At 62.7% G+C, this 11371-nt stretch carries 11 protein-coding genes; 6 read left to right on the plus strand and 5 right to left on the minus strand.

Translation table 11 applies throughout. The features are described from left to right. Window positions 1–41: 41 nt before the first annotated feature. Window positions 42–530 carry a GNAT family N-acetyltransferase gene (locus JOZ06_RS18755; RefSeq protein ID WP_293235227.1) on the minus strand — a complete coding sequence of 163 codons (489 nt, stop codon included), beginning with the start codon at window positions 528–530 and terminating at the stop codon, window positions 42–44. A 132-nt stretch (window positions 531–662) separates the two neighbouring features. Here JOZ06_RS18755 and JOZ06_RS18760 point away from each other — a divergent pair, with 132 nt between their 5' ends. Next, the gene (locus tag JOZ06_RS18760; RefSeq protein ID WP_293235228.1) at window positions 663–878 is read left to right on the plus strand and encodes a hypothetical protein; all 216 of its coding nucleotides are present in this window, start codon (window positions 663–665) and stop codon (window positions 876–878) included. A gap of 52 nt (window positions 879–930) precedes the next feature. On the opposite strand, the gene JOZ06_RS18765 is transcribed toward JOZ06_RS18760, so the two are convergent. Next, window positions 931–4407: an indolepyruvate ferredoxin oxidoreductase family protein gene (locus JOZ06_RS18765; protein WP_293235229.1), complete on the minus strand. Its 3477-nt coding sequence runs from the start codon at window positions 4405–4407 to the stop codon at window positions 931–933. A 225-nt stretch (window positions 4408–4632) separates the two neighbouring features. Here JOZ06_RS18765 and rarD point away from each other — a divergent pair, with 225 nt between their 5' ends. From rarD to JOZ06_RS18785, 4 genes are all read left to right on the plus strand, one after another. Then, window positions 4633–5526, plus strand: a complete 894-nt coding sequence (rarD, locus tag JOZ06_RS18770) for an EamA family transporter RarD (RefSeq protein WP_293235230.1) — start codon at window positions 4633–4635, stop codon at window positions 5524–5526. A gap of 88 nt (window positions 5527–5614) precedes the next feature. Then, the gene (locus JOZ06_RS18775) at window positions 5615–6247 is read left to right on the plus strand and encodes a PAS domain-containing protein (protein ID WP_293235231.1); all 633 of its coding nucleotides are present in this window, start codon (window positions 5615–5617) and stop codon (window positions 6245–6247) included. A 38-nt stretch (window positions 6248–6285) separates the two neighbouring features. Then, window positions 6286–7593: an L-serine ammonia-lyase, iron-sulfur-dependent, subunit alpha gene (locus JOZ06_RS18780; RefSeq protein ID WP_293235233.1), complete on the plus strand. Its 1308-nt coding sequence runs from the start codon at window positions 6286–6288 to the stop codon at window positions 7591–7593. A gap of 54 nt (window positions 7594–7647) precedes the next feature. After that, window positions 7648–8028 (plus strand): RidA family protein, encoded by a 381-nt coding sequence (locus JOZ06_RS18785; RefSeq protein ID WP_293235235.1) that lies wholly within the window; start codon window positions 7648–7650, stop codon window positions 8026–8028. A gap of 46 nt (window positions 8029–8074) precedes the next feature. On the opposite strand, the gene JOZ06_RS18790 is transcribed toward JOZ06_RS18785, so the two are convergent. Beyond that, on the minus strand, window positions 8075–8866 hold the full coding sequence (locus tag JOZ06_RS18790; RefSeq protein WP_293235237.1) for an inositol monophosphatase family protein: 792 nt from the start codon (window positions 8864–8866) through the stop codon (window positions 8075–8077). Between the two features lie 94 nt (window positions 8867–8960). Between JOZ06_RS18790 and JOZ06_RS18795 the strand changes: the two genes are divergently transcribed. Then, the gene (locus tag JOZ06_RS18795; RefSeq protein WP_293235239.1) at window positions 8961–9692 is read left to right on the plus strand and encodes a 16S rRNA (uracil(1498)-N(3))-methyltransferase; all 732 of its coding nucleotides are present in this window, start codon (window positions 8961–8963) and stop codon (window positions 9690–9692) included. Here JOZ06_RS18795 and JOZ06_RS18800 read toward each other — a convergent pair. Together JOZ06_RS18800 and JOZ06_RS18805 are read right to left on the minus strand one after the other, a co-directional pair. Next, window positions 9677–10234 (minus strand): hypothetical protein, encoded by a 558-nt coding sequence (locus JOZ06_RS18800; protein WP_293235241.1) that lies wholly within the window; start codon window positions 10232–10234, stop codon window positions 9677–9679. The two genes, JOZ06_RS18795 and JOZ06_RS18800, sit on opposite strands and share 16 nt — an antisense overlap. A gap of 74 nt (window positions 10235–10308) precedes the next feature. Continuing rightward, window positions 10309–11166 (minus strand): D-hexose-6-phosphate mutarotase, encoded by an 858-nt coding sequence (locus JOZ06_RS18805; RefSeq protein ID WP_293235243.1) that lies wholly within the window; start codon window positions 11164–11166, stop codon window positions 10309–10311. Window positions 11167–11371 lie beyond the last annotated feature (205 nt).

Genomic DNA, 11371 nt, shown 5'->3' on the forward strand with positions numbered 1-11371 from the left:
GTCGCGGGATTCCCGCGGCGCTTTTCGCATTTTGGCGGTCCCTAAAGCACCCGCTGCAGCATGACCAGATCCAGCCAACGCCCGAATTTGAAACCCACTTCCGGCATGCGCGCCACCTCGCTGAAACCCAAGCGTTGATGAAAGCGGATGGACCCCTCGTTGGCGGCGTCGACCGCCCCTACCATCACATGTTTGCCCATGTCGCGCGCCAGCGGCAGCAAGGCATTGACGAGCTGCGCGCCCACGCCTTTGCCGCGCGCGGGCGGCGCCAAGTGGACGCTGTGTTCCACGGTGTAACGGTAGCCGGGAAAGCTGCGGAAATCGCCGAAGCTGGCATAGCCGATCACTTTATCCGTCTCGCAGGCGACCAGCACGGGGAAGCCCTTTTCCTGCCGTGCGGCGAACCATGCCTGACGTTCGGCCAGCGTCACCGGGTCGTCGCAATAGACCGCGGTGGAATGGCTGATCACTTCGTTGTAGATATCCAGAATGGCGGGCAGGTCGACGAGGGCGGCGGGTCGAATCAGCATAGTGTTCTCTTCAACAAGTCTCGCCCAGATCGTAGGCGGCGGCCATTGGACTGTCAAAGATTTCCGCTGCGGGGCAGGCAGGCATGATGTTTGCTGCGTACCCAGTCAGTCTCATCAGACCGGGAGGTCAGCATGCGAACACATCGCGACAATCAGCCATTGACCAAAACCAGCGATTTGGTGATGTTCAATTTCCGCCGCCCGACGCGCGCGCGCTTGATCGGCGGCACGTTATGGCTGGTCGAGGCGTACGATGCCGCCAACGACGTCTGGGTGTGGCAAACCGAATCGGCAAAGGCGGAAGACGCCTTGGAGTCGGCGCGGCAGTTAAGCTTGAACAGGGCATGAACCGGTGCGGATTCACCACATTGGTGAATCCGCACCGGTTGGGCGCAGCGGATCAGGCAACCTGGCGCTGTTTGCGCGCAGCCAGAAATTGCGCCAGCAACGGATCGATCACCTGGCGAGCGCGTTGATAATTGGCCGCCTTGATATGGCCGAAACCGCGGATGCCCTGAACCTGATTGACGAGTTCGAGTGCCTGCGACACGTTGTCCGCGGTCAGTCCGTGGACCAGATGCGTCACCATATCCTCGAATTCGGCGATCAGCCGCCGTTCAAGACGGCGGTCCGCTTGCCGGGCGAAGGGATCTAACGGCGTGCCGCGCAGGAAGCGCAGCGCGGATAAAAGCCGCATCGCTTTCATGGCCCAAGGTCCCAGCGTCTTCTTGGTGGCCTTGCCGTGTGTCATCCAGCTCGGTCCGAGGTGGAAACGCAAGGTGACGTCGCCATCGAAGGCAGCGTGGATTTCGCGGAGGAACTCGCCGTCGGAATACAATCGCGCCACCTCGAATTCGTCCTTATACGCCAATACTTGGGCATAGGTCTTGGCCACGGCGAGCGTCAGCGGCTGTCGATCGTGAGACAGACGCGTCTCGGCCTCTCTCACGGTTTCCACCAGGCGGCGATAGCGCTCGGCAAGCCGCGCGTTCTGATAGCGGGCCAGTAGCTGGCTGCGTTGATGTACGACGCCCTCCACGGTTTCACGTGGAACAAACTGGATGACGCTGCTCTGGGTTACCAACGCCTCGACGCGCGCCGGGTCGTGCGCGGCGTGCCGGCCCCATTGGAAGGCCTGCTGGTTGAATTCAACCGCGGCACCATTGAGGCGGATAGCCTCGATAATGGCTTCCTCGCTGACCGGGACCAGTCCTTTTTGCCAAGCGAAGCCCAGCATGAACATATTGGTCGCCAGCGCATCGTTGAGCAGTGCGGTGGCGAGCTTGGTGGCGTTGATCTCGGCGTAGTGCGATGCGCCCACCGATTGCTGGAGGGTTTGCTTCATCGCCTGCGCCGGGAAGCGTAGATCCGGTTCGACCAGGAAGGCACTGGTCGGCGCTTCGTTGCTGTTGACCACCACATGCGAGAAGCCCTCGCGCATTTTGGCCAAAGCTTCTTCCGACGCGGTGACCACCAAATCGCAGCCCAACACCAGATTGGCATCGCCGGCGGCGATGCGCACCGCGTGCAGCGACTGCTGATGCCGGGCGATGCGCACGTGCGACCACACCGAGCCGCCTTTTTGCGCCAACCCCGCCATATCCAGCACGGTAACGCCCATGTCTTCCAAGTGCGCGGCCATGCCCAGCACTTGACCGATCGTGATCACGCCGGTGCCGCCAATGCCGGTCACCATGATGGAGTAAGGCTCTTCGACTTCCGGCCGCGACGGCTGAGGCAACGCGGGCAGCTGCGCCAGGCTTGCCTGCATGTCGCGCGCCACGCTTTTTGGCTTGCCGCCCTCTACAGTGACGAAGCTGGGACAGAATCCTTCCTGACAGGAAAAGTCCTTGTTGCAGCTCGATTGATCGATCTTGCGCTTGCGCCCCAACGGGGTTTCCAGCGGCAGAATCGACAGACAGCCGGATTTTGCCGAACAATCGCCGCAACCTTCGCACACGCGGGCGTTGATATAAGCGCGCCGCGCCGGGTCGTCCAGCTCGCCGCGTTTGCGCCGCCGGCGTTTTTCGGCCGCGCAGGTCTGATCGTGAATCAGAATGGTTGTGCCGGAGACCTCGCGCAATTCGAGCTGCATGCGCTGCAATTCGCGCCGATGGAAGATCTCCACCCCCGGCGCCAGTCCGGCGAGCCCATGATATTTGTCGGGGTCGTCACTGGTGATGACAATGCGCGCGACGCCCTCGGCGTGCAGTTGACGGGTGATGGCGGGCACATCGAGCGGCCCGTCGACATGTTGGCCGCCGGTCATGGCGACGGCGTCGTTGTACAGAATTTTATAGGTGATGTTGACCTTGGCCGACACCGCGGCGCGAATGGCCAGCAAGCCTGAGTGGAAGTAGGTGCCATCGCCCAGATTGGCAAAGACATGCTGCGTCGTGGTAAACGGCGCCTGGCCGATCCATGGCACGCCTTCGCCGCCCATTTGCGAAAAAGTCTGGGTATGCGGTTCGATCCACAACGCCATGTAATGGCAGCCGATGCCGGCCAGTGCCCGGCTACCCTCCGGCACCTTGGTGGAAACGTTGTGCGGGCAACCCGAGCAGTAGTGCGGCACGCGCGGCAGCGAGTCGCGCTTTTGCCCCAGCTGACTTTCTTTTTCGCTGTAGAACTTGAGGCGGTCATGCATCAGCCGGCTGTCGAACACCGTGGCCAGGCGATTGGCGATGGCGCGGGCGATGATCGCCGGCGTCAGCTCGCCCGCGGCCGGCAACAGCCAGTCGCCGTGCGGCAGCGCCCACTCGCCCTTTTCGGCGAATTTGCCGACCACGCGCGGACGCACGTCCTCGCGCCAGTTATAGAGCTGTTCCTTCAACTGGTATTCGATTACCTGGCGCTTTTCTTCCACCACCAGGATTTCCTCCAACCCCTCGGCGAAGTGGCGTACCCCCTCCGGTTCCAACGGCCATACCATGCCCACCTTGAAAATGCGCAGGCCGATTTCAGCTGCCAGCGTATCGTCAATGCCGAGGTCGTCCAGCGCCTGCATAACGTCCAGATAGGATTTGCCGGTGGTGATGATACCGAGCCGCGCGGCCGGCGAGTCGAGCACAATCCGGTTGAGTTGATTGGCGCGCGCATAGGCCAGAGCGGCGTACAGCCGGTGGTGCAACAGGCGCTTCTCCTGCGTGAGCGGCGGGTCGGGCCAGCGGATATTGAGGCCGTCCTCCGGTAGCGCGATGTCGTCGGGCAGACGGATCGCAATGCGCTCCGGCGAGACATCGACCACCGCCGAGCTTTCGATGGTGTCGCTGATGGCTTTGAGCGCCACCCAGCAGCCACTGTAGCGGCTCATCGCCCAGCCATGCAGACCGTAGTCGATCACTTCCTGCACGCCCGACGGGTTGAGCACGGGAATCATGGCCGCGGCCAGCGCGTGATCGGATTGGTGAGGGAAGGTGGATGACTTGGCCGCATGATCGTCGCCGGCGACGATCAGCACCCCGCCGTGAGGGCTCGTGCCGGCGGCATTGCCGTGTTTGAGCACGTCTCCCGAGCGGTCAACGCCCGGGCCTTTGCCGTACCATAACGCGTAGACGCCGTCGTATTTGGCGCCCGGGTAGAGATTGACCTGCTGGGTGCCCCACACGGCGGTCGCCGCCAGATCCTCGTTCAGACCCGGATGAAACACGACATTGTGTTCCTGCAGATGCGCCGACGCCTTTTGCATGCTTTGATCGACGCCGCCCAATGGCGAGCCCCGATAGCCGGTGACGTAGCCGGCAGTATTCAGCCCTTCAGCGCGGTCCCGGTCTTGCTGCAGCAACGGCAGGCGCACGAGCGCCTGAATGCCGTTCATCAGCACCTGGCCGGTTTGTGCCGTGTATTTTTCTTCGAGTGCACGATGCCGGATTGACATGGTTTCTCCTCCATCTTCATCGCGTTCGCCCGGCTCTTTGGCTGAGGGTAATCAGGCGGCCAGGTCGCGCTTGGTAAGCGGCGATAATTTATTTGTAGTTCGGCATGATGGTGTTGGCAGACTATAGTTGACGTTCACGTAAACGTCAAAAGCAAATACCTGGGGTGGGCGGCACCCAGGTTAACAGGTAAGCTGTCACCATCAAAACCGCTTATCTGTCATTCGATGTCAGCCAAATCTGCCGAATCAGGCCATGGCGTGTGGTACGCCCTCGGCGCCTATTTTTGCTGGGGCCTGTTTCCCCTCTATTGGAAACCGCTGGAACAAATCTCGCCGCTGCAGATTTTGTGTCATCGCCTCGTGTGGTCCGCGCTGTTCGTTTTTCTGTTGCTGGTCGTGCGCCGCCAATGGGAGTGGCTGCAACCTTTCCGGCGCGAGCCCAAGCGACTGGTCTTTTTCATGTTGTCGTCGCTGATGCTGTCGAGCAACTGGCTGTTATACATCTGGGCGGTCAATTCCGGGCATATCGTCGAGTCTAGCCTCGGCTACTTCATCAATCCGTTGGTCAACGTGTCGTTGGGAAGGCTGGTATTGGGCGAAAGGCTCAACCGGCCGCAGAAGCTGGCGGTGGCGTTGGCGGCCTGCGGCGTGCTGTGGCTGACGCTGCAGCTGGGCGCGGTGCCGTGGGTGGCGCTTGGGCTGGCGGTGAGTTTCGGTCTATACGGCCTGATGCGCAAACGCGCGCCGTTGCCCTCGCTTGAGGGCTTGGCGCTGGAGACTTTCCTGCTTGCACCCTTGGCGCTCGTTTGGCTCATCGTGCTGGAATGGCGCGGCGTCGGACGGTTCGGCCATCTGCCCGGCATGCTCAATCTGATGCTGGTGAGCGCCGGCGTGGTCACCGCCGTGCCGCTGTTGCTGTTCGCCCACGGCGCGCGCCGGCTGAAGTTGGCGACGCTTGGCATCATCCAGTACGTGAGCCCGAGTTTGCAGCTGCTGCTGGGGGTGGCGATATACCATGAAGCGTTCGATGCCACGCGCGCGATCGGTTTCGCCTTAATCTGGGCCGCTTTGCTGCTGTATTCCGGCAGCAGCCTACGCGCGTTGTTGCGCGCGCGCTGACAGCGGGCCGCCGCCGGCGGTCTTTGATTGAAAAATCCTCGTAATGATAAATATAATGTCACAACGAGGATTTTTCTCTTAACACGACATGAAACTGATTATCGACGCCGACGTGCTGGCTGATTTCGTCTCCGCCTTGTTGGGGCCGGATAGCGAAATCGCCGTGCATGACCTGTCCAACCCCGCCGCCTCCTTGCGCATCATCCGCAACGGCGCCTTGTCCGGCCGCGATGTGGGCGCGCCCGCCACGGATCTGGCTCTGCGCATGGCACAAGAATGTAGCGGCGAGGACGGCGGTCATTTCCGCATCAACTATCGCAGCAAAACCGCCAACGGACAGTCTCTGCGTTCTTCCACGCTGGTGTTCAAGGATGAGGGCGGGCAGGTGCGCGCCATGTTCTGCGTAAACACCGACGACAGCCGCTACCGTCGCGCGTGGGAAGCCGTGCAGGCGCTGTTGCCGGAGGACTTGTCCCACGAGGGACACCAGGAAAATCTGTCGGCTTCGGTCGACGACGTGGGCCTTCACATCATGCAGACGGCGCTGGAGCAATTCGACGTCGATCCTAAGCGGCTGTCGGCGGAGGAAAAGGCTCAGGTGGTGCAAGAGCTCGACGAGCGCGGCTTGTTCTCCATCCGCGGTTTTGTCGCGCGCGCGGCCCAGACGCTGGACATTTCCGAGCCGACCCTGTACCGCTACCTCAAGCAAAATAGAGATTGAACATGACGAATCCGGTTTCTCCCTCTCAGACTCCTCAGATGACAACGCCGGCCGCGAACAGCACGCTGTGGCCGGAATACCTGAAAGCATTGCGCCAGGAAGTCGTTCCCGCGCTAGGCTGTACCGAGCCGGTCTCGCTGGCCTTGGCTGCGGCCATCGCCACACGCGAATTGGGCCGGCCGGCAGAGCGAATCGACGCGCGCGTTTCCGCCAACCTGATGAAAAACGGCATGGGCGTGACCGTGCCGGGTACCGGCACGGTGGGATTGACCATCGCCGCCGCGGTCGGCGCCATTGGCGGAGACCCAGATGGCCGGCTGCAAGTGCTCAAGGGATTGACCGAGGCGCAAGTGGCCAACGCAAAGGCGATGATCGCTGCCGGCCGGGTCACGCTCGGCGTAGCCGACGTGCCCAATATCCTTTATGCCGAGGCGGTGGTGCATGCGGGCGGCGACAGCGCGCGCGTTTGCATTGCCGATGCGCATACGCATGTCGTGCGCATTGAACGCAACGGTCAGCTATTGTTCGCCGCCGCCGAGGAGGACGCCGCGGACGAGACGCCCTATGACCTGCAGGGCGCCAGCACGCGCGACGTATTCGAGTTTGCCCTGCGCGTGCCGCTCGAGCAGGTCGATTTCCTGCTGGAGGCGGCCGAGCTCAACGATGCATTGTCGCAAGTCGGCATGAGCGGCGATTACGGTTTGCACATCGGCGCCACGCTGAAGCGGCAAAGTCTGGCGGGTCTGATGCCGGAAGGCTTGATGACCGAGATCATGACCCGCACCACGGCCGCCTCGGATGCGCGCATGGGCGGCGCCACCCTGCCGGCGATGAGTAATTCCGGTTCCGGCAACCAAGGCATTGCCGCCACGATGCCGGTGGTGGTGGTGGCCGAGCACGTCGGCGCCACGCGCGAGCAACTGCTGCGGGCGTTGGCGCTGTCTCACCTGATGGCGGTCTATATCCACAGCCGCTTGCCCAAGCTGTCGGCGCTGTGCGCCGTGACCACCGCGGCGATGGGTGCCGCCGCCGGCATGGCCTATCTGCTCGACGGCGGTGATGCCGCGGTCAATATGGCCATCTCCAGCATGATCGGCGATCTGGCCGGCATGATTTGCGACGGGGCTTCCAACAGCTGCGCGATGAAGGTCTCCACCTCGGTGACCGCCGCCTGGAAGGCGGTATTGATGGCGCTGGACGGCACGCGCGTGACCGGCAATGAAGGGATCGTCGCCGAGGACGTCGACAACTCGATCCGCAATTTGGGCGAGCTCGCGTGTCAAGGCATGCAACAGACGGACGCGCAGATCTTGCATATCATGATGCACAAGCGCGCCAGCGCATAATGTCTTGGCCGGCGGTTACGCCGGCCGGTTTCGTTTTTCAAAGGGAAGAAGGCAATGAAAGAGATTCTGCATACCGATGCCGCTCCGGCGGCCATCGGCCCGTATTCGCAAGGAACTGCCCTGGGGCAGCTGGTGTTCACTTCCGGTCAGATTCCGCTCGACCCGAAAACCGGCGAGCTGGTGACCGGCGACATCGGCGTGCAAACACGCCGGGTGATGGAAAATCTGGTTGCCGTGCTCAAGGCAGGCGGCGCCGCACCGGCCTCCGTGCTGAAGACCACCTGCTTCCTCGCGGACATGGGTGATTTCGCGGCATTCAATGCGGTCTACGCGGAATACTTCGGTGAAAACGCGCCGGCACGCTCGTGCGTGGCGGTCAAGACGCTGCCGAAAAACGTGCTGGTGGAAGTGGAAGCGATCGCCGCGCGCGCTTGAGCACGTTGTTTAGCAGGAAGACCCAACGGGCCGCAGGGCCCGTTTTCTATTGGTTTTGGCGCACCCAGCGGTACCACTGGGTGAACATGGCGGCATCGCGCGCGGCGATGACCGAGCGTTTCCACGGCGCGTCGGACCAGAAATCGTCTTGTTGCAGCGAGGCGATGCGTCCGCCGGCCTCCTCCAGAATCAGCGCGCCGGCGGCGTAATCCCACAACCGTTGCCCGCCGTGCAGGTAAACGTCGTAGCGGCCTGCGGCCAGATAGCACCAGTCGAGCGTGCTGGACCCCATGCTGCGCTGGCTGCCGAAGGGCGCCACGCTGTTGAGGCGGGAGGCCAGTTTGGCCGAGCACAAGTATTTGAGATCCAAGCCGGCGATGGCTTCGCTCATGGGATGCGCGGCATTGCGCAGCGGCAGCGGTGCGCCGTTGAGGTAGGCGCCGCCGCCCTGCGTGGCGGTGTAAAGCTCATCGGTGATGGGATTGTAGATGGCGCCGACGGTGCTGCGGCCATTTTGCATCAGCGCGACGGAAATGGCGAAATGCGGTAGGCCATTGATGAAATTGGTGGTGCCGTCGATCGGGTCGACCACCCACAATCCTTCCCGTTGGCGCAGCCACAGCGCGTCCTGCGCCTCGCGGGTCATTTCCTCGCCCAATACAGGATAGGGCAGGATGCGCGGCAAGGCGGTCTCCAGGGCCGATTGGCAGGCGAGGTCGGCCTCGGTCAGCAGGCTGCCGTCTTCCTTGCGCGTGTGGCCGACCTGCAGAAACCGCGGCAATACTTCGCGTTCGGCGACGTCGCGCAGCAAATCCCCAAGCTGTTCAATAACCTGCATGCTGGTTTCCTTTATAATGGCCGGCCTGGCATGTGCGTATGCCGCAACGCACAAGATTTTCTGATTGTAACCAATACACGAGATTGTTGCTGTTATGGCAAGGTTTTTTGTCGATATGCCGCTGACCGGCGGCGCCCTGCTGGATCTGCCCGAGCGGGTGCTGCGCCATGTGCAGGTGCTGCGCCTGCGCGAAGGCGAGACGTTGACGCTGTTCAACGGCCAAGGCGGCGAGGTGGCTGCTACGTTGACCGCGCTTGGTCGGCGCGAGGCGCGCTGTCTGCTCGGCGCGCACGATCCCGTGTCGCGCGAGTCGCCCATCTGGCTGGGACTCGCGCAAGCGATCTCCAGCGGGGAGCGCATGGATTTTACGCTGCAAAAGGGCGTGGAAATGGGTGTCAGCGTATTTCAGCCGCTGGCGGCGGAGCGCTCCGTGGTCAAACTAGCGGGCGAGCGGGCCGACAAGCGGCTTGCCCGTTGGCAGGAAATCGTTGTCGCCGCCTGCGAGCAAAGCGGCCGTACCGTGGTGCCGCGCGTCTTGCCGATTCTCTCGGTCGAGGCGTGGCTTGCCGCCAGCCATGATGCGGCGGTCAAGCTGCTGCTGTCGCCGCTGGGCAGCAAGCGCTTGGCCGATATCGCCGAACGCCCGACGTCGGCTTGGCTGATGGCTGGGCCGGAGGGTGGGTACACCGACGTCGAGGAGCGTAGCGCGTTGGCTTCCGGCTGGACGCCGCTGAAACTCGGCCCACGCGTGCTGCGCACGGAAACGGCCGCGTTGGCGGCCGTGGCGGCGATACAGACGGTGTGGGGCGATTACGCCTTGAGCTGATAGATCAGCTTGCCGTCGAACAATATCTGGTCGGCGCCAAGCTTGATGCCGCCGGGTGGCGCGGCGCGCTCGAAATGGTAGCGCTGGCCTTGGTATTCGATCCAGCTGGAGATCGGCGTGCCATCGAATTTGCCGAGAATTTCTTCCGAGTGCACGATTTGCTCGCTGTCGCTGAGCACCAGGCCTTGGGCCACCGGCACCGGCTCGTCCGGCAACTCCCATTCGCGGTGGTGCACCGGTTGCGGCTGATTGCGCACCGCCATGCGCAGCCATAGGGCGAACAGCCAATCCGGCGCCAGTACGCGGTGCACGTGCCGGTTGTCGGTAATCACGCAGGCTACGGAGAACCGCTTTTGACAGGCCGGGCATGCGGCCTTGGCGGCAACGAAGATCCGGTTTTCCAGTAGATAGGCGATGCCATGCATCGTGTCGGCGGTCACCATGGTGCCGCAACGTGGACAATGCTTGGCAAAACGGCGCACTTTGGTGCCGTTAGCAAAACTGATGGGCAAAAAACGGGAGATTTTGTCTGGTCTGGCCATGTACCACGAATCCACAGCGGATAAATCGGAAAAATGGCCGGGCATGCATAGAATATTGCCCGGCTTTTTGTCGATTATAGCGGGATCGTTCTCAGGCGTGTGCCCAATGTGTGGCTTTCCCCCGGTTCGATGCGCCGAGCGTCTTCTTCGGCGTTGGCGGCCTCGATGCAGAAAAAGTCCCGCCAGCCCTCGTCGGGTAAATCTTTCAACGCGCGCGCCTTGTCTGCGCCGGGATTCCAGAGCACCAGGCTGTCGGAGCCGGCATTTTCCACCACGATCTGGCGCCGCCAGACCTCGTCCACCAGCGTGACGCCGGTCAAGCCGTAAACAATGCGGTCCAACTCCCCGCGGCAGGCCAGCGTATCGTCATGGAACACACCGGCGCGGCCCGCCACTTTGTCTTGATAACGGCAGTGCGCCAGTCCTTGGACGTAGGCGCGATCGGCGTGGCCGATGGCCAGATAGGTATGCAGTGCCGCCGAGTATTGTTGTGGCGCCGCGCCATGGTTGTGCGTAGTCAGCGTGATGTCGACGTGGCTGGCCGTCAGGAGTAGGCAGCTCTCCACCTTCAGGCCCTGATAGTCGGGGCCTTGCAGTTCGATGCTGAAGCCGTCCGCCGTGCGCGTGACGTCGCTCAGCCCCCAGCGCGCGGTGCGCGCCACGCCGTGTTGCGGTTGCGACGCATCGTTCGTGTGCGGGCCGAACCAGGGCCAGCACACGGGGATGCCGCCGCGGATCGCCTTGCCGGGCGCGCGGACCGCGTGGGGAGACAAGTACAACAACGGCGGCTGCCCATCGGCTTGCCATGCCGTTAATTGACCGCCGTCGAGCGATATCTCGGCCTGAAAGGCGTCATGGCGTAGTAAAAGGGTCTGGCTGCCCTGGGCGTTGTCGCGCAAGGCGGCGCCTGGAGCGAGAGGCGTTTGAGTCATGGCGGGCTTTCGAATCATGCACACCCTGCAGTGTAGCCGACGCTTACCAGGGCGGGAACGCTAGGGCCTGTCTGCAAACTATTTGCGGCTGCGGCCGGCATCAGCGGGATGCAGCGCTAGAAGCGCGTCCCGCCGCAGTGTCATTCACTGCAAGGGGCAAGCGACAACGCGATGCGCCGGCTGATACCGGCCCCGAAGGGCTGGC

The organism is Paludibacterium sp., assembly GCF_019232825.1.
Lineage (GTDB): Bacteria > Pseudomonadota > Gammaproteobacteria > Burkholderiales > Chromobacteriaceae > Paludibacterium.